The organism is Pseudomonas sp. CYM-20-01, from assembly GCF_023169845.1.
Classification (GTDB): Bacteria; Pseudomonadota; Gammaproteobacteria; order Pseudomonadales; family Pseudomonadaceae; genus Aquipseudomonas; species Aquipseudomonas azotoformans.
On the sequence record NZ_AP025169.1, the window covers coordinates 4,348,936 to 4,367,234 of the forward strand.

Genomic DNA, 18,299 nt, shown 5'->3' on the forward strand with positions numbered 1-18,299 from the left:
TGTTACTGCCCGCTGCGCATCAGCTCTTTAGGCACATACTTGCCAATCTCGAACTTGCCGATGGCCGCCCGGTGCACTTCATCCGGGCCGTCGGCCAGGCGCAGGGTGCGTTGCATGGCGTACATGTAGGCCAGCGGGAAGTCGTTGGACACGCCGGCACCACCATGGATCTGGATCGCGCGGTCGATCACCTTCAACGCTACGTTCGGCGCCACCACCTTGATCTGGGCGATTTCGCTTTTCGCCACTTTGTTGCCCACGGTGTCCATCATGTACGCCGCCTTCAGGGTCAGCAGGCGCGCCATGTCGATCTCCATGCGTGAGTCGGCAATCTTGTCGATATTGCCACCCAACCGGGCCAGCGGCTTGCCGAACGCGGTCCGGCTGACGGAGCGTTTGCACATCAACTCCAACGCACGCTCAGCCATGCCGATGGAGCGCATGCAGTGGTGGATACGGCCTGGACCGAGGCGGCCCTGGGCGATTTCGAAACCCCGGCCTTCGCCGAGCAAGACATTTTCATAGGGCACACGGACGTTGTCGAAGAGTACCTCGGCGTGACCATGGGGCGCGTCGTCGTAGCCGAACACCGGCAGTGGGCGCACGATCTTCACGCCGGGAGCGTCCACCGGCACCAGGATCATCGAGTGCTGCTGGTGGCGTGGCGCATCCGGGTTGCTCAGGCCCATGAAGATCAGGATCTTGCAGCGCGGGTCGCAGGCGCCGGAGGTCCACCATTTCTTGCCGTTGATCACCCACTCATCGCCCTGGCGTTCGGCACGGGCGGCCATGTTGGTAGCGTCGGAAGAAGCCACGTCCGGCTCGGTCATGGCGAACGCCGAGCGGATCTCGCCGCGCAGCAGCGGCTCCAGCCAGCGCTGTTTCTGTTCTTCATTGGCGTAGCGCACCAGCACTTCCATGTTGCCGGTGTCGGGGGCGGAGCAGTTGAACGGCTCCGGGCCCAGCAGGGAACGGCCCATGATTTCGGCCAGTGGCGCGTATTCGAGGTTGGTGAGGCCGGCGCCCAGTTCGGATTCGGGCAGGAACAGGTTCCACAGGCCTTCGGCTTTCGCCTTGGCTTTCAGCTCCTCCATAATTGCGGTGGGCTGCCAGCGGTCGCCTTCGCTGACCTGGCGTTCGAACACCGGCTCGGCCGGGTAAACGTAAGCATCCATGAACGCAGTGACACGTTCACGCAGTTCCTGAACCTTGGGCGAATAGGCGAAATCCATGAGCAGCTCCCTTCTCTGAGAGGTTGTTTAGGTCATGCAATCGATGCTAGAACAGCGTTGATAATTTACCTAGCCTATTCTCGGCGTGTATTAACATTCATCACCGATATATGATCGACGTATGGCCACCTAACAATAAGAGCGCTGCGAAATGAATCTGAGCAAGGTCGACCTCAACCTGTTTATCGTCTTTGATGCGATCTACACCGAAGCCAACCTGACCCGCGCCGGGCAGATTGTCGGCATCACCCAGCCGGCGGTGTCCAACGCGCTGGCCCGCCTGCGTGAGACCTTCAACGACCCGCTGTTCGTGCGCACCGCCCAGGGCATGGTGCCGACGCCCATGGCGCAGAACATCATCGGCCCGGTGCGCAATGCGCTGTCGTTGCTGCGGGTGTCGGTGCAGGAAAGCCGCATCTTCAACCCGCAGCAGGCGGCCAAGACTTACCGCATCAGCATGACCGACCTCACCGAGGCGGTGATCCTGCCGCTGCTGTTCCAGCGCCTGCGCCGCCTGGCACCCACGGTGGTGATCGAGAGTTTCCTGTCCAAGCGCCGCGAAACCACCAAGGAACTGGCCGCCGGGCGCCTGGATTTTGCCGTGGATGCGCCGCTCAACACCGACCCGCAGGTACGCCACGTCAAGCTGATGGAAGACCGCTACGTGTGTGCCATGCGCAAGGGCCATCCCATGGCCGGCAAAGACAAGCTCACGCTGGATGACTACCTGTCGCTGACCCATATCCATATCTCCAGCCGCCGCAACGGCCTGGGTCATGTGGACCTGGCGCTGGGCAAGATGGGCATCCAGCGCAAGATCGCCCTGCGCTCCCAGCATTACCTGATGGCCTCGCAGGTGCTGCAGCAGACCGACATGGTCATGACCGTGCCCGAGCGCTTCGCCCGCCGCCATGAACTGCACTGGTTCAACCTGCCGGTCAACGACGTGCCGCCGGTGGAAACCCACCTGTACTGGCACGAAAGCACCGACCAGGACCCGGCCAACCGTTGGATGCGCGAGCAGATGATCGAGTTGTGCCAGCAGGTCACCGCCCACGAGAAGAAACTCGATAAACAACAGGCGTGAGGTTGAAGCGCCGGCCCTGTGGGAGGGGGCTTGCCCCCGATGGGTCGCGCAGCGACCCTTGACGTTTACGTCAACCTGCCAGTAGCTTAACGCCAAGACCTCCTTGAGCGCCCCCATGAGCACCACCTACAGCATCTCCGACCTCGCCCGCGAGCTCGACATCACCACCCGCGCCATTCGCTTCTACGAAGAACAAGGCCTGCTGGCCCCGGAACGCCGGGGCCAGGAGCGCATCTACTCGGCCCGCGACAAGGTCAGCCTCAAGCTGATCCTGCGGGGCAAGCGCATCGGTTTTTCCCTGGCCGAATGCCGCGAGCTGATCGAACTCTACGACCCCACCAGCGGCAACCACGTGCAGCTCAACAGCATGCTGGCAAAAATCGCCGAGCGCCGTGAGCAGCTGGAACAGCAACTGCTGGACATCGAACAGATGAAGCTGGAACTCGACACCGCCGAAGAGCGCTGCACTCAGGCCCTGGCCCACACCCTGCGCCAGGCCGACCACTGATCAGAAGGTAACCGCCATGTCCCTCCCCTCACACGTACGCCTGGTGGAAGTCGGCCCGCGCGACGGTTTGCAGAACGAAGCCCAACCCATCAGCGTGGCGGACAAGGTCCGCTTGGTGGATGCATTGAGCGCAGCCGGCTTGCGCTATATCGAGGTCGGCAGTTTCGTTTCGCCCAAGTGGGTGCCGCAGATGGCCGGTTCCGCCGAGGTGTTTGCGCAGATCCAGCGCAAGCCCGGCGTGACCTATGGTGCCCTGGCGCCGAACCTGCGCGGGTTCGAGGACGCACTGGCGGCGGGCGTGAAGGAAGTGGCGGTGTTTGCCGCCGCGTCCGAGGCGTTTTCCCAGCGCAATATCAATTGCTCCATCAGTGAAAGCCTGGAGCGCTTTGCGCCGATCATGGCGGCGGCCAGGCAGCACGGGGTCAGCGTGCGCGGCTACGTGTCCTGCGTGCTGGGGTGCCCATACGAAGGCGAGATCGCGCCGGAACAGGTCGCGGCCGTTGCGCGGGAACTCTATGCCATGGGCTGCTATGAAGTGTCCCTCGGCGACACTATCGGCACCGGTACGGCGGGCGCCACGCGGCGGCTGTTCGAGGTGGTCGGGGCGCAGGTGCCAAGGGACAAGCTCGCCGGGCACTTCCATGACACCTATGGCCAGGCCATCGCGAATATCTACGCCAGCCTGCTGGAGGGCATCACGGTGTTCGACAGCTCTATCGCGGGCCTCGGCGGCTGCCCTTACGCCAAGGGCGCCAGCGGTAACGTCGCTACCGAGGATGTGCTGTACCTGCTCAACGGCCTGGGTATCGAGACCGGTATCGACCTTGAGGCATTGATTGGCGCGGGCCAGCAGATCAGCAGCGTGCTGGGCCGGCCGACAGGGTCACGCGTGGCCAAGGCGCGTAACGCCGGTTGAGTAGCTTAGCCGTGACAATGTGTTACCGCACGCCTACACATCGAGTAACACGGGAACATATTTTGTCGTATTTGCCGTAGGCCAAACCCTACACAAAAATCAAACCATTGATTTTAAAGGAATTTTAAAAGTTGGCACGGCTTCTGCTATCTCTATGGCATAACAAGAATAAAAAGCGCCAAACCTAATAAAAATAAGACGAAACGACTCTGACATAACAAAAACAACACGGCAGAGACGCAGCTAACAGATTTTTTTGGAGAAGATGTGCTTCGCAGGGTACGGCATGCCGAAACCCGCAACCGGTCAGAGAAAAATAAAACTACCTCAGGTAGCTGCCCACTGGTTGGATCGATCGCGAAGAAGCAGATCAGCGCTCAAAAAAATACGTTTGCTCTTGACCCCGGATGGGGGTCGCCAAAAACAGCGGTAAAGGGTAACGGTTGCCAAAAACAACAATAGACCGCCCCTCAATAATAAAAAAAGAGCACGCAACGACAAATTAAAGGGGACCCTTGGGTCCCCTTTGTGCTTTCAGGGATTTAGTCCTGCCCTGCCCCCAACTCTTGCATGGAAATCTCGCGCATGCGGAATTTCTGGATCTTGCCCGTCACCGTCATCGGAAACTCCTCCACGAACTTGAAGTGCTTGGGCGTCTTGAAGTGCGCGATGCGGCCCTTGCACCAGGTTTGCAGCTCCAACTCATTGGCGACATGGCCGGGGTGGAACTTGACCCAGGCGACGATGGCTTCACCGTAGCGCGCATCCGGAATGCCAATGACCTGCACATCGGCCACCGCCGGATGGGTGAAGAAAAACTCCTCCAACTCTCGCGGGTACACGTTCTCGCCGCCACGGATGATCATGTCCTTGTTGCGCCCGGCGATGCATACGTAACCCTGGGCATCCATGCTCGCCAGGTCGCCGGTGTGCATCCAGCCGGCGTCGTCGATGGCCTCGCGGGTGGCGTCGGGGTTGTTCCAGTAGCCGAGCATCACGCTGTAGCCACGGGTGCACAATTCGCCGATTTCACCGCGCGCGAGGGTGTTGCCGTCGGCGTCGATGATCTTGTTTTCCAGCTGTGGCTGGGTGCGCCCGACCGTGGTCACACGGCGTTCCAGGTCGTCGTCCGCTCCGGTTTGCAGCGACACCGGGCTGGTCTCGGTCATGCCGTAGGCAATCTGTACCTCGCGCATATGCAGCTCGCTGATGACCCGGCGCATCACCTCGATGGGGCACGTAGCGCCGGCCATGATGCCGGTGCGCAGGGTGGACAGGTCAAAGTCGCCCAGCTCTGGGTGATCGAGCAGGGCGATGAACATGGTGGGTACGCCATAAAGACCGGTGGCGCGTTCTTCGGCGACGGTGGTGAGGGTCAGCAGCGGGTCGAAGCCGTCATTCGGATAGATCATGGTGGTGCCATGGGTGATGCAGCCCAGGTTGCCCATGACCATGCCGAAGCAGTGATACAGCGGCACCGGGATCACCAGGCGGTCTTGCGCGGTCAGGCCCAGGCTTTCGCCGACCATGTAGCCATTGTTGAGGATGTTGTGGTGACTGAGGGTAGCGCCTTTGGGAAAGCCAGTGGTGCCGGAGGTGTACTGGATATTCACCGGCTGGTCGAAGTGCAGGCTGGCCTGGCGACTGTGCAGTTGTTCGGGCGCAATGCCAGCCCCGAGCGCAGCCAGTTGCGACCAGGGCATGAACCCCGTGGGCGGGTTGGGATCGAGGCTGATGAGGCCACGCACGTCCGGTTTCAGCTCGTGCAGCATGGCGTGGTAATCGGAGCTCTTGAATGAGCCGGCACACACCAGCCACTGGCAACCGGACTGCTTGAGCACGTAGTCCAACTCACTGCTGCGATAGGCCGGGTTGATATTGACCAGGATCACCCCGAGCTTGGCGCTGGCAAGCTGGCTGATGCACCACTCGGCGCAATTGGGCGCCCAGATGCCCAGGCGGTCGCCGGTCTGCATGCCGAGGGCAAGAAAGGCACGGGCATGCAAATCCACCGTCTCGGCCAACTGCCGCCAGGTGTAGCGGCGTTGTTGATGGCGCACCACCAGGGCCTCGCCATCGGGATACTGCGCGACGGTTCGGTCAAAGGCTTGGCCAATCGTCATGGCCAGCAAGGTCTTGTCCTGTGAGCCACGGCTGTAGCTCTGATTCGGTTGATCCATAACGACCCCTGTTGTCTTTTTTGTAGGTTGACGTAAACGTAAACTACGATTGACAGCGTCGCAACGCAAGCTTACGTTAACGTAAAGGTGAGCGCCCTCCCCTGGCGCCGCACCCACACAACAACAATGCTCACATTAAGGTGCCTGTCCATGAGTTACCCGTCCCTGAACTTCGCCCTCGGTGAAACCATCGACATGCTGCGCGACCAGGTGCAGTCCTTTGTGGGCAAGGAAATCGCGCCCCGTGCGGCGCAGATCGACATCGACAACCTGTTCCCCGCCGACCTGTGGCGCAAGTTCGGCGACATGGGCCTGCTGGGCATCACCGTGCCAGAAGAATATGGCGGCGCCGGCCTGGGCTACCTGGCCCACGTGGTGGCCATGGAAGAGATCAGCCGCGGCTCGGCCTCGGTGGCGCTGTCCTACGGCGCGCACTCCAACCTGTGTGTGAACCAGATCAATCGCAACGGCAGTCACGCACAGAAACTCAAATACCTGCCCAAGCTCATCAGTGGCGAACACGTCGGCGCCCTGGCCATGAGCGAACCGAACGCCGGTTCCGATGTGGTCTCGATGAAACTGCGTGCCGATAAACGCGGCGACCGTTACGTACTCAACGGCAGCAAGACCTGGATCACCAACGGCCCCGACGCCAGCACCTATGTGATCTACGCCAAGACCGACCTGGAAAAGGGCCCGCACGGCATCACCGCGTTTATCGTCGAGCGCGACTGGAAAGGCTTCAGCCGCAGCAACAAGTTCGACAAGTTGGGCATGCGCGGCTCCAACACCTGCGAGCTGTTTTTCGATGACGTGGAAGTGCCGGAAGAAAACATCCTCGGCGTACTCAACGGCGGCGTGAAAGTGCTGATGAGCGGCCTCGACTACGAACGCGTGGTGCTCTCCGGCGGTCCCACCGGGATCATGCAGGCGTGCATGGACCTGATCGTGCCCTACATCCACGACCGCAAGCAGTTCGGCCAGAGCATCGGCGAATTCCAGCTGATCCAGGGCAAGGTTGCCGACATGTACACCCAGCTCAATGCCAGCCGCGCCTACCTCTACGCGGTGGCGCAGGCGTGCGAGCGCGGCGAGACCACGCGCAAGGATGCCGCCGGGGTGATCCTCTACAGTGCCGAACGCGCCACGCAAATGGCCCTGGACGCGATCCAGATTCTCGGCGGCAATGGCTACATCAACGAATTCCCCGCCGGCCGCCTGCTGCGCGACGCCAAGCTGTATGAAATCGGCGCCGGCACCAGTGAGATCCGGCGGATGTTGATCGGTCGCGAACTCTTCAACGAAACCCGCTGAAGGAGCGCACCATGGCCACCTTGCACACCCAGCTCAACCCGCGTTCGGCGGAATTTGCCGCCAACAGCGCGGCGATGCGCCAACAGGTCGACGCCCTGCACACCCTGCTTGCCCATGTACAGCAAGGCGGCGGCGCCAAGGCCCAGGAGCGGCACACCTCACGCGGCAAGTTGCTGCCGCGCGAGCGTATCAATCGCCTGCTCGATCCGGGCTCGCCGTTCCTTGAACTCAGCCAGTTGGCCGCCTATCAGGTGTACGGCGAAGACGTGCCGGCCGCCGGGGTGATTGCCGGGATCGGCCGTGTGGAAGGCGTCGAATGCATGATCGTCGCCAACGACGCCACGGTGAAAGGCGGCTCCTACTACCCGCTCACCGTCAAAAAACACCTGCGCGCCCAGACCATCGCCGAGCAGAACCGCCTGCCGTGCATCTACCTGGTGGACTCCGGCGGCGCCAACCTGCCGCGCCAGGACGAAGTGTTTCCCGACCGTGAGCACTTCGGGCGGATCTTCTTCAACCAGGCCAACATGAGCGCCCAGGGCATCCCGCAGATCGCGGTGGTGATGGGTTCGTGCACCGCCGGTGGCGCCTATGTGCCAGCCATGGCCGACGAAGCAATCATGGTGCGCAACCAAGCCACTATCTTCCTTGCCGGCCCACCGCTGGTGAAGGCCGCCACCGGCGAAGTGGTGACTGCCGAGGACCTCGGCGGTGCCGATGTGCACTGCAAGATCTCCGGCGTGGCCGACCACTATGCCGACAGCGATGAGCATGCACTGGCGCTGGCCCGGCGCAGCGTGGCTAACCTCAACTGGCGCAAACAAGGCCAGTTGCTGCAACGCTCGCCAGTCGCGCCGCTATACAGCGGTGAAGAGTTGTACGGCGTGATCCCGGCCGACGCCAAGCAGCCGTTTGATGTACGCGAAGTCATTGCACGGCTGGTGGACGGTTCGGTGTTCGATGAATTCAAGGCGCTGTTTGGCACCACCCTGGTGTGCGGCTTTGCCCACCTGCACGGCTACCCGATTGCGATCCTGGCCAACAACGGGATTCTGTTTGCCGAAGCGGCGCAAAAAGGCGCGCATTTTATCGAACTGGCCTGCCAGCGCGGTATTCCGCTGCTGTTCCTGCAGAACATCACCGGCTTCATGGTCGGCCAGAAGTACGAAGCCGGCGGCATCGCCAAGCACGGCGCCAAGCTGGTCACCGCCGTGGCCTGTGCCAAGGTACCGAAATTCACGGTGATCATCGGCGGCAGCTTTGGTGCCGGCAACTACGGCATGTGTGGCCGCGCCTATGACCCGCGCTTTTTGTGGATGTGGCCGAACGCGCGTATTGGCGTGATGGGCGCCGAGCAGGCGGCGGGTGTGCTGGTGCAGGTCAAGCGCGAGCAGGCTGAACGCGCCGGCACAGGGTTCAGCGCCGAAGAAGAGGCGGCGATCAAGCAGCCAATCCTCGACCAGTATGAAACCCAGGGCCACCCCTACTACTCCAGCGCGCGCCTGTGGGACGACGGTGTGATCGACCCGTTGCAGACCCGTGACGTGCTGGCGCTGGCCTTGTCCGCGTCGCTGAATGCCCCCATCGAGCCGAGCCGCTTCGGCGTGTTCCGCATGTAAATGGAGCTGTACCCCATGAGCGATTTCAACACCCTCGAACTGATCACCGACCCTCGTGGCTTCGCCACGCTGTGGCTCAGTCGTGAAGCCAAGAACAACGCATTCAACGCCGAGATGATCCGCGAACTGATCATCGCCCTCGACCGGGTACAAGGCGATCCGTCCCTGCGCTTCCTGGTCCTGCGCGGGCGCGGCAAGCACTTCAGCGCCGGCGCCGACCTGGCCTGGATGCAACAGTCGGCCGAGCTGGACTACCACACCAACCTGGACGATGCCCGCGAACTCGCGGAGCTGATGTACAACCTGGCCAAATTGAAAATCCCGACCCTGGCGGTGGTGCAAGGCGCGGCCTACGGGGGCGCACTCGGCTTGATCAGTTGCTGCGACATGGCGATTGGCACCGATGATGCGCAGTTCTGCCTGTCGGAAGTGCGCATCGGCCTGGCGCCGGCGGTGATCAGCCCGTTCGTGGTGCAAGCCATCGGCGAACGCGCAGCACGGCGCTATGCCCTGACCGCCGAACGCTTTGGCGGCCAGCGCGCACGCGACATCGGCTTACTGGCGGAAAGCTATCCGATCGGCGAGCTGGACCATCAGGTCGAACAGTGGATCGCCAACCTGCTGCACAACAGCCCGGCTGCCATGCGCGCCAGCAAAGACCTGTTGCGCGAAGTGGGCAACGGTGCCCTCACCCCGGCGCTGCGTCGCTACTGCGAAAACGCCATTGCGCGCATCCGGGTCAGCGCCGAGGGCCAGGAAGGCTTGCGCGCGTTCCTGCAAAAACGTCCACCGAGCTGGCAGCCCCAGGAGCCGCGTTCATGAGTACATTGACGACCCTGCTGGTGGCCAACCGTGGCGAGATCGCCTGCCGCGTGATGCGCACCGCCAAGGCCATGGGCCTGACCACCGTGGCGGTGCACAGCGCCATCGACCGCGATGCACGCCACAGCCGTGAGGCAGATATTCGCGTCGACCTCGGTGGCAGCAAAGCCACCGACAGTTACCTGCAAATCGACAAGCTGATCGCTGCCGCCCAGGCCAGCGGCGCCCAGGCGATCCATCCGGGGTATGGTTTTTTGTCGGAGAACGCCGGGTTTGCCCGTGCGATTGAAGCCGCCGGGCTGATCTTCCTCGGGCCGCCCGCCTCCGCCATCGATGCCATGGGCAGCAAATCGGCCGCCAAGACGCTGATGGAAACCGCAGGCGTGCCCCTGGTGCCGGGCTATCACGGCGACGCCCAGGACCTGGACACCTTCCGCGCCGCCTGCGAACGCATCGGCTACCCCGTGCTGCTCAAGGCCACCGCCGGTGGCGGCGGCAAGGGCATGAAGGTGGTCGAGGACGTCAGCCAGTTGGCCGAGGCGCTCGCTTCGGCCCAGCGAGAAGCGCTGTCGTCTTTCGGCAATGGGCAGATGCTGGTGGAGAAATACTTGCTCAAACCACGTCATGTGGAGATCCAGGTGTTTGCCGATCAGCATGGACACTGCCTGTACCTCAACGAACGGGATTGTTCGATCCAGCGTCGCCACCAGAAGGTCGTCGAGGAAGCACCGGCGCCGGGGTTGAGTGTTGAACAACGCAAGGCCATGGGCGAGGCGGCCGTGCGTGCGGCCCAGGCCATCGGTTATGTCGGCGCGGGCACTGTGGAATTCTTGCTGGACGCACGCGGTGAGTTCTTCTTCATGGAAATGAACACACGACTGCAGGTGGAGCACCCAGTCACCGAAGCGATTACCGGCCTGGATCTGGTGGCCTGGCAGATTCGTGTCGCCCAGGGCGAGGCGCTGCCGATCACCCAGGAACAGGTGCCGCTGGTCGGCCATGCGATCGAAGTGCGGCTGTACGCCGAGGACCCGGCCAATGACTTCCTGCCCGCCACCGGGCACCTGGCGCTGTACCGTGAATCCGCACCTGGGCCAGGGCGCCGCGTGGACAGCGGTGTCGAGCAAGGCGACAACGTCTCGCCGTTCTATGACCCCATGCTCGGCAAGCTGATTGCCTGGGGCGAGGACCGTGAACAGGCGCGGCTGCGGCTGCTGGGCATGCTGGATGAGTTTGCCATTGGCGGGCTCAAGACCAACCTGGGCTTTCTGCGGCGCATTGTCGGGCATCCGGCATTTGCGGCGGCCGAGTTGGATACCGGGTTTATTCCGCGTTATCAGGATGAGTTGCTGCCGGTCCCAGGAGAGCTAAGTGATGAATTCTGGCAGGCGGCTGGCGCGGCCTTTATTCAGAGCCTGCCGCCGGGTGAGGGACCGTGGGCGGATAGACACGGTTTTCGCGCCGGGCTGCCTGCCGAGGTGTCGCTGCATTTGAGCTGCGATGGCCAGGACCGACTGGTGACGCTGGCCGCCCAGGCGCCACAGTGGCGTGGCGAACAGTTGCTGATCGAACGACAGGGCGTGCGTCGCAGCCATCTGGCGGTACGCCATGACCATACGCTGTATCTGCGTTGGGACGGCGAGATGCGCGGCGTAGCGCTGTTCGATCCGATTGCCGCAGTCGAGGCCAACCAGTCCCATCAGGGTGGGCTGACAGCGCCGATGAATGGCAGCATCGTACGGGTGCTGGTGGAGGTGGGCCAGCCGGTGGAAGCCGGCACGCAACTGGTGGTGCTGGAAGCCATGAAAATGGAACACAGCATCCGTGCGCCCCAGGCCGGGGTGGTCAAGGCACTGTTCTGCCAGGAAGGCGAAATGGTTGCCGAAGGTTGCGCATTGGTGGAGCTCGAAACGGCGGGTTAAAATTTTGCCGTGGCCTGTACGACGACGCCCAGGAGGCGGCAATCGTCGGTCAGCAACTGTTTCGGGTAGGTGGGATTGAGCGGCACCAGGTAACGCTGGCCGCTCTCTTCCAGCAACTGGCGAAAGGTCGCCTGGGGGCTCCCAAGCCACTGGGCCACCACCAATTTACCGGGCTCGGCGGCAATGGCCGGGTCCACCAGGATCATCATGCCCGCACTGATGCTCAGGCCACTGGGTGCGGTCATGGCGTCGCCGGTGACCGGCAGCCAGAAGGCTTCGCCCCGGGCATGGTAATCCGTCAGCTCGAAGCGGGCGGCGCCATAAGGCGGTCGCGGCTCACGCACTTCGCACAGCCCTTTCCAGTCGCTGACCGGATAGCGGAAATACGGGTTGTAGTTTTTCTCCGCAGGCGGCTCATCGGCACGCTCACGAATATCCAGCGCGACTTCCAGATAGCCCAGCCCCAACGCCGCCAACACCCGATTCATGTCGACCAGGCTCGGCGCACGGCGCTTGTTGAGCCAATGGCCGACGCCGCCCTGGGACATGCCCAGGCGCTCAGCCAGTTCACCTTGCGTGACCTTGCGGTCTTCCATGTTGGCCTTGACCAACGCGATCCAGTTATCCATGGACGCTGACAATACGTCACGCAGTTTCCAGGGCAATAAACAGTTTGTAGTAATCCATAAAACGACATAAATACGATACGTACTATCATCGGCATAAGGTTTTCGACACCCACCCCAGAGTACCGCCCCTTATGACGACAAGCCCGTATCTGCTGCCTGAAATCCCCGAAGACACCGAGCTGCACGACCTGCGCAGCAGCGGTGCCGCCAAGCGCGCATTGGACTTTTACTTGAAAGAAGATATGTCGGCATCAGCCCCTGACGAGGCCCTGTTTGCCATCAAGCCAGGCATCAGCCCGGAGGAAGCCCTGGTGCACGCCTCGGACCTGTTGCGCAGCGCCGCGGCCACGGCCTATGAGTCAGCGAGCAGCCATCAGGGCAGTCATCGCGACCTGGCGTTTTCGGTGGTGTATTTGATCGATATGGCGAAGGCGATGGTGGAGCGGTCGTTGCAGGTGCCGGAGGCTCAAGCGAACGGATGACAGGCGCGAAGAAAAAATATTTCTATCTCACGGATAAAAACATTTGACTTGCAAATGATAATGATTATTATTGGACCCAGCTGATCGCGAGATCAGTCGATAGACCAAGGGACCTTAGGTCGGACTCTTGGAATATCTCCTCATCAGGCTAATCACGGTTTTTGACCCGGCTCTTTGGCCGGGTCTTTTTTTTGCCAGTTTCCCTGGCATGGCTTCAGGCTAATGAAGACTGTGTGTTGCTTGATGGCGCGCATGGTAGCAAAAGACTATCGCGAAAAGAAAGCCAGTCGACCGCTCCAGCCCACATCTTTGCGAAATAGCGCTTGAGAATCAATCTCATAGATCCTAAGCTGCTGCTGCGTCAAGGAAGACGCCCCCCCTCCCCCTTCGCAACAATTTTGCGTCCAGTCTTTACCAGACTCCTGTGTAAGATAGCCGCCACAACACTCATATTCAGGCAACCAGACTATGACCGTGGCCTTGACCTCCATCAGGATCAGCACCGACTTCGACAGTGGCAATATCCAGGTACTGGATGCCCACGACGCCTATCAGTTACTGCTGGCAATCAAACCCGACACACGCAGCCAACATTACCAATGGTTCCACTTCAAGGCCGAAGGCATGCACGTGGGCCATACCCACACCTTTCGCCTGAGCAACGCGGGTAAATCGTCCTACCCAAACGCGTGGAGTGGCTACAACGCCGTGGCCTCCTATGACCACATCAATTGGTTCCGGGTGCCTTCGCGCTTCGATGGGGAAATCCTGCATATCAGTTTGGAAACCCGCGAGAAGCACGCCTGGTTCGCCTATTTCGAACCCTACAGCCGCGAACGCCACGACTGGCTGATCGAACAGGCCTTGAGCCGCGCCGACACCCAATTGTTGGCCACCGGTAAAAGTGCCGAGGGCCGTGACATCCAACTGCTGCGTCGCGGCAAAGGTGGCGAAGGTCGTCGCAAGATCTGGATCATCGCCCAACAGCATCCCGGCGAGCACATGGCCGAATGGTTCATGGAAGGCATCATCGAACGCCTGCAACAGGACGGTGACGCCGAGCTGAAAAAACTGCTGAAAGTCGCCGACCTGTACCTGGTGCCCAATATGAACCCGGACGGCGCCTTCCACGGCCACCTGCGCACCAACGCCATGGGCCAGGACCTCAACCGCGCCTGGCAGAGCGCTAGCCAGGAGATCAGCCCGGAAGTGTTGTTCGTCCAGCAACAAATGGAAAAGTACGGCGTCGACCTGTTTCTCGATATCCACGGCGACGAGGAAATCCCCTACGTCTTCACCGCCGGCTGCGAAGGCAACCCGGGGTACACCCCACGCATCGAGGCATTGGAAAAACACTTCCGCAGCCACTTGAGCGCCCTGACCCGCGACTTCCAGACCACTCACGGCTACACCCGCGACCTGCCGGGTGAAGCCAACATGACCCTGGCGTGCAACGCGGTCGGCCAGAAATACGACTGCCTGTCGCTGACCCTGGAAATGCCCTTCAAGGACAACGACGACGCGCCCAACCCAAAGACCGGCTGGTCAGGCGAGCGCTCCAGGCAGTTGGGCAAGGACGTGTTGAGCACGGTGGCCGATATCGTCACCGTGCTGCGCTGACGCCCTCTCCCACCGGCATCACTCTTGGGTGCCGGTCATGCTCTGCAACACGCCGTCGCGGCGGATCAGCCCATGGAACAATGCCGCCGCCAGGTGCAACAGCACCGTCAGGAACAGCAGGTAGGCGAGATAACCATGGGCCTTGCGCAGCACCGCGAACAACGGCGCATCCGCGCCCACCAGCGCCGGCAGTTGTACCGAACTGCTGAGCATCACCGGGTCGCCCGCCGCCGAAATCATCGCCCAGCCCAGCAGCGGCAATACCAGCATCAAGGCATACAGCAACACATGGGATGCCTTGGCCGCCAACACTTGCCACAGCGGCAAGTCGGTGGGCAATGGTGGCTGACGGGTGGCGAAACGCACCATCAGGCGCACGATCACCAGCGCCAGAATTGCGATGCCCAGGGGCTTGTGCAGGTGGATCAACCACTCATGCCGCTCCGAGACAGACGCCGCCAGGCCCGCACCGATAAACAGCATGGCGATGATCATCAGCGCCATCAGCCAGTGCAGCAAACGCGCCAGCGGGGCAAAAAACCGTGGTTGGGCATTCATGGCTTCGACTCCTGAGGGGCGCTGTGCAACGGGCCGACTTCACCGGCGCGGCGCAGGTAGGAACTGGCATACGCCGCCGAGCGTGCCGCCAGCAACGGGTCATTGGACGCTTGGATGCCACTGGGCAGAATCAGCGGGTCGAAGTTGATGTCGCGGCAATCACCGTCCGCTTGCGGCTGGCTGCTTTGCAGCACCAGGGTGCCGGCATTGATGACTTTATGCTCGCCAGTCCAGGCCTTGCTCGCATCGTCCAGTGGGTCACCCGGGTTGGCCAGGGTCATGTTCAACTGCCAGCGCAACGGCCCGGTAGCCAGGCGCTGGACCAGGTCTTTTTCCAGGTAATCACTCCCCGCCGGGGCGATGTCGCCCGCCGCGTCCTGGCTCTGCGGCACCACACCCCAGCGCACAGCCTGGCGCTTGCCATCGGTCCCTACCAGATAAAACGCGTTGATACCGTTGTAGGTTTCAGTCGCATAACTGGCCGAAGGCTTGGCAGTCTTGACCCACGCCAGGAACGGCGCGGTCTCGGGGTGGGCGGCGAAAAACGCCGGCATGCTCGCCGGGTTCGGCTTGCCGGTGGCGGGCTCCGGTGCACCGGCCTTGAGCATCTGGTAGAACGCCTCGGGCGTGCCCACCGGGAACACCGGCATGCTGTTCATGCCGGTGCGCCATTGCTGGCCGTTGGCCTGGGTGAACTGCAGGGCAAAACTGCGGATCGGCACACTGCTGTCGGGCGCGTAAGGGTTACCGCTGGGCAAGGCAAACCGGCCGATCACTGGGGTCTTGGCCTCGCGGAACACTTGGGCACTGGAATAGGTGCGGGCTTCGGGCGTGCTCTCGAAATACCCGGCGACGCAGATGCCTTTGGCATGGTTACGCCGAAAGCCCGGGTGCACGCCATTGTTGGTTTCCAGCGCGTTGACCAGGGTTTTAGGACGCAGGCGCTGTGGGTCGAGGGTGCCGTTGACGTAGGCAAAGGCCCCCGCCACAACCGCAACCACGGCACCGATACCCGCCAGGCGCGCGATCAGGCTCGCGATGCTCAACGGAGGACGGGGCGGTGATGAGTGATCTACCATGAAGGAACTCCAGGCCAAAGGCCTTAGGGGTGAACATAAGGTCGGAGCATTAAGACGAACGCCGATCGGCTCTATTCCCTGGCCCTGGATTTATTTTCACGCACGGGGAATAACCCTCAACGGCGCACGTCTCTCTAATCCCAGCGTAGTGACCAGCCAGATTCCCATGCATGAACTCGACGAACAGTTACGCGAACTCATCCCCAGGCTGCGGCGCTTTGCCGTGTCCCTGACCCGTAACGCCAGCAGCGCCGACGACCTGGTGCAGTCGACCCTGGAGCGGGCGATCATCAGCTGGGCCGATAAACGTGTCGAAGGCGACTTGCGCGCCTGGTTGTTCTCGATCCTCTACCGCCAATTCCTCGATGCCCACCGCCGCACCCGGCGTTATGCGCGCATGCTGGAATTCTTTACCGGGCGTGACGATGTGCAGCCGTCGGTCGAACGCACGGTGATCGCCCAATCGACCCTGCAAGCCTTCGATCAGCTCAACACCGAGCAGCGCGCCCTGCTGCTGTGGGTTTCGGTCGAAGGCTTGAGCTACAAGGAAGTCGCCGAGATCCTCGATGTGCCCCTCGGCACAGTGATGTCACGCCTGTCCCGGGCGCGCCAAGCCCTGCGTCAACTCAGTGATGGCGAAATTGCCAGCCCTTCCCTGCGGATACTCAAATGATCAGCTTGCCCCCCAGCGAACGCGATTTGCATGCCTACGTCGATCACCAACTGCTGGAGAGTGATCGCCGTGTACTTGAAACCTATCTGGCGGCCCACCCGGATGTCGCAGCCCAGGTCCATGCCTGGCAGCACGACGCGCAGTTGCTGCGTGCTGCGTTGGGCGGTGCCCTGCAGCAACCGGCCAACCCGGACCTGGACCCGGCGCTGATCCGCCAGCGCATCAAGCGTCAATCACGCCGCCACTTCGCCACGGCAGCCGTGCTGCTGATCGCTGTCAGCCTCGGCGGTGTCGGCGGCTGGCACGCCCGTGAAGTCAGCCAGCCGGCCCAACTGCCGATGGCCGATGCGATGCAGGCGTTCCGCTTGTTTGCCCAGGACGGCATCATGCCGGCCGACTACAAAGGCCAGGGCGGCGGCACGATGCAGGCCTGGCTCGACCGCTATTTCAACCAGGCCCACCGCCTGCCTGACCTGAGCGCGTCGGGCTTCACGCCGGTCAGCGGGCGCTTGCTCACTACCGAGCAAGGCGCCGCCGCCATGGTGCTGTACGAAGACCCGCAAGGGCGGCGCATCAGCTTCTACATCCGCCCGCCAGGCCCGGAAAACGGCTTCCTGCCCCGTGGCAGCCGCAGCGCCGATGGCTTGCAGGCCCAGTACTGGTCCGGTGCCGGCTACAACTATGCGGTGGTCAGCCCGGCGGATCAGCCCACCCCGGCGATGCTGAAGTTCTAGAAACCCACGTCGAGTACCACGTTGTCGAGGTAGGTGCCGGCGGGCGGTGTGGTTTGATCGGTGTAGATCCTGGCGTTGTAGTTGAACACCTGGCTGCCGATACCCAGGCCATTGCCGGGGTTGACCTCGGCGCTGGAACTGTCGCGCCGCGCCGCGCCCACGCTGCCCCAGCGCGTGGTGCCGGCGCTTTTGAAGATGTCGTAGGCCAGGTAATTGGTGCCTGAGATCATGCGCCGCCGCCCGCCCACACTGACAGCGTTCTGGCCGTCGCTCAGGCCCACGCTGTAGGCACTGCCCTTGGTGCAGGAAATACTGATGGTCTGGCCAGTGACAGCGGTGAACCCGCTGATAACGGGCGCACTGCCAAAACTGATATTGGGCGCGGTGATCTGGCAGTCATTGGTGACGGTCATGCTCACGGTCAGGAGCTTGACTTGGGGAGTCAGGTTCTTGTCGCGCAATACGCACAAGTTACCCACCCCCAGGCCAATGCAATAATCCCAGGTCCATGCAACGCTGAGGACTTCGGTATACACGCCGGCCGCCACATTCGTCCCGGTAATACTGCCCACGTAAAGCGGCAGGTTCTTGCTGCCCGGCCCCGTCAAAAGCCCCGCGCTTGTCGCAATGCCATTGGGGCCGAAATCGAACTGGAGCCCGCGTGTAATAGGGAACGTGGTGGTGTTATTGCCATAAAGCGTATAACCGATCACATCCCCCGTGGGGCCGACCATGCCGCTGGTGGTCGAGGTGATCGTGGCATAGAAGTGGTCACTGGTGCCGAGGGCAATCAGTGAAGCGGTGCAGCTCAACCCGCCGTTGAGGGTCGAACTGTTTTGCGTCGTGGTGCGTACGTTGATCGAACTCACCGAGCCAAAACTCACCGGGGCCGTCGCCACCGTCGAACACAGCGCCATTGCCTGC

At 62.1% G+C, this 18,299-nt stretch carries 17 protein-coding genes; 11 read left to right on the forward strand and 6 right to left on the reverse strand.

All coding sequences use genetic code 11. From position 1 onward, the window contains the following. Window positions 1-2 precede the first annotated feature (2 nt). On the reverse strand, window positions 3-1,232 hold the full coding sequence (locus M2497_RS19515) for an acyl-CoA dehydrogenase (RefSeq protein WP_029298342.1): 1,230 nt from the start codon (window positions 1,230-1,232) through the stop codon (window positions 3-5). A gap of 151 nt (window positions 1,233-1,383) precedes the next feature. Between M2497_RS19515 and M2497_RS19520 the strand changes: the two genes are divergently transcribed. The 3 genes from M2497_RS19520 to M2497_RS19530 all read left to right on the forward strand — a co-directional run bounded on the left by M2497_RS19520 (window position 1,384) and on the right by M2497_RS19530 (window position 3,743). Further along, window positions 1,384-2,319, forward strand: coding sequence for a LysR family transcriptional regulator (locus M2497_RS19520; RefSeq protein ID WP_071493460.1), 936 nt, complete (start codon window positions 1,384-1,386; stop codon window positions 2,317-2,319). A 115-nt stretch (window positions 2,320-2,434) separates the two neighbouring features. Beyond that, window positions 2,435-2,827 (forward strand): MerR family DNA-binding transcriptional regulator, encoded by a 393-nt coding sequence (locus M2497_RS19525; protein WP_071491993.1) that lies wholly within the window; start codon window positions 2,435-2,437, stop codon window positions 2,825-2,827. Between the two features lie 16 nt (window positions 2,828-2,843). Next, on the forward strand, window positions 2,844-3,743 hold the full coding sequence (locus M2497_RS19530; protein ID WP_248482433.1) for a hydroxymethylglutaryl-CoA lyase: 900 nt from the start codon (window positions 2,844-2,846) through the stop codon (window positions 3,741-3,743). 542 nt (window positions 3,744-4,285) lie between these two features. Here M2497_RS19530 and M2497_RS19535 read toward each other — a convergent pair. Further along, entirely contained in the window at window positions 4,286-5,923 is a 1,638-nt protein-coding gene (locus M2497_RS19535; protein ID WP_248482434.1) for an AMP-binding protein, read from the reverse strand. A gap of 150 nt (window positions 5,924-6,073) precedes the next feature. On the opposite strand from M2497_RS19535, the gene M2497_RS19540 reads away from it, so the two are divergent. From M2497_RS19540 to M2497_RS19555, 4 genes are read left to right on the forward strand one after another with little or no spacing between them, the layout of a single operon-like run. Further along, window positions 6,074-7,237: an isovaleryl-CoA dehydrogenase gene (locus M2497_RS19540; RefSeq protein WP_058423878.1), complete on the forward strand. Its 1,164-nt coding sequence runs from the start codon at window positions 6,074-6,076 to the stop codon at window positions 7,235-7,237. Between the two features lie 11 nt (window positions 7,238-7,248). Then, window positions 7,249-8,856 carry a carboxyl transferase domain-containing protein gene (locus M2497_RS19545; RefSeq protein ID WP_248482435.1) on the forward strand — a complete coding sequence of 536 codons (1,608 nt, stop codon included), beginning with the start codon at window positions 7,249-7,251 and terminating at the stop codon, window positions 8,854-8,856. A 15-nt stretch (window positions 8,857-8,871) separates the two neighbouring features. After that, window positions 8,872-9,678: a gamma-carboxygeranoyl-CoA hydratase gene (locus M2497_RS19550; protein ID WP_248482436.1), complete on the forward strand. Its 807-nt coding sequence runs from the start codon at window positions 8,872-8,874 to the stop codon at window positions 9,676-9,678. After that, window positions 9,675-11,600 carry an acetyl/propionyl/methylcrotonyl-CoA carboxylase subunit alpha gene (locus tag M2497_RS19555; RefSeq protein ID WP_248482437.1) on the forward strand — a complete coding sequence of 642 codons (1,926 nt, stop codon included), beginning with the start codon at window positions 9,675-9,677 and terminating at the stop codon, window positions 11,598-11,600. Before M2497_RS19550 ends, M2497_RS19555 begins: the two co-directional genes overlap by 4 nt. On the opposite strand, the gene M2497_RS19560 is transcribed toward M2497_RS19555, so the two are convergent. Continuing rightward, window positions 11,597-12,229, reverse strand: coding sequence for a S24 family peptidase (locus M2497_RS19560; RefSeq protein WP_248482438.1), 633 nt, complete (start codon window positions 12,227-12,229; stop codon window positions 11,597-11,599). The two genes, M2497_RS19555 and M2497_RS19560, sit on opposite strands and share 4 nt — an antisense overlap. 131 nt (window positions 12,230-12,360) lie before the next feature. Here M2497_RS19560 and M2497_RS19565 point away from each other — a divergent pair, with 131 nt between their 5' ends. Continuing rightward, window positions 12,361-12,711: a DUF3077 domain-containing protein gene (locus tag M2497_RS19565; protein WP_058423883.1), complete on the forward strand. Its 351-nt coding sequence runs from the start codon at window positions 12,361-12,363 to the stop codon at window positions 12,709-12,711. A 468-nt stretch (window positions 12,712-13,179) separates the two neighbouring features. Continuing rightward, the gene (locus tag M2497_RS19570) at window positions 13,180-14,331 is read left to right on the forward strand and encodes a M14-type cytosolic carboxypeptidase (RefSeq protein ID WP_248482439.1); all 1,152 of its coding nucleotides are present in this window, start codon (window positions 13,180-13,182) and stop codon (window positions 14,329-14,331) included. A gap of 18 nt (window positions 14,332-14,349) precedes the next feature. Here M2497_RS19570 and M2497_RS19575 read toward each other — a convergent pair whose 3' ends face one another. Then, window positions 14,350-14,889, reverse strand: a complete 540-nt coding sequence (locus M2497_RS19575) for a cytochrome b (protein WP_248482440.1) — start codon at window positions 14,887-14,889, stop codon at window positions 14,350-14,352. Then, window positions 14,886-15,968, reverse strand: a complete 1,083-nt coding sequence (locus tag M2497_RS19580; protein ID WP_248482441.1) for a catalase family peroxidase — start codon at window positions 15,966-15,968, stop codon at window positions 14,886-14,888. Before M2497_RS19580 ends, M2497_RS19575 begins: the two co-directional genes overlap by 4 nt. A 166-nt stretch (window positions 15,969-16,134) precedes the next feature. On the opposite strand from M2497_RS19580, the gene M2497_RS19585 reads away from it, so the two are divergent. Together M2497_RS19585 and M2497_RS19590 are read left to right on the forward strand one after the other, a co-directional pair. Then, on the forward strand, window positions 16,135-16,641 hold the full coding sequence (locus M2497_RS19585) for a sigma-70 family RNA polymerase sigma factor (protein ID WP_248482442.1): 507 nt from the start codon (window positions 16,135-16,137) through the stop codon (window positions 16,639-16,641). Then, entirely contained in the window at window positions 16,638-17,375 is a 738-nt protein-coding gene (locus M2497_RS19590) for an anti-sigma factor (RefSeq protein ID WP_248482443.1), read from the forward strand. Before M2497_RS19585 ends, M2497_RS19590 begins: the two co-directional genes overlap by 4 nt. Here the strand turns inward: M2497_RS19590 and M2497_RS19595 are convergent. Continuing rightward, window positions 17,372-18,292 carry a spore coat U domain-containing protein gene (locus M2497_RS19595; protein WP_248482444.1) on the reverse strand — a complete coding sequence of 307 codons (921 nt, stop codon included), beginning with the start codon at window positions 18,290-18,292 and terminating at the stop codon, window positions 17,372-17,374. The two genes, M2497_RS19590 and M2497_RS19595, sit on opposite strands and share 4 nt — an antisense overlap. Window positions 18,293-18,299 lie beyond the last annotated feature (7 nt).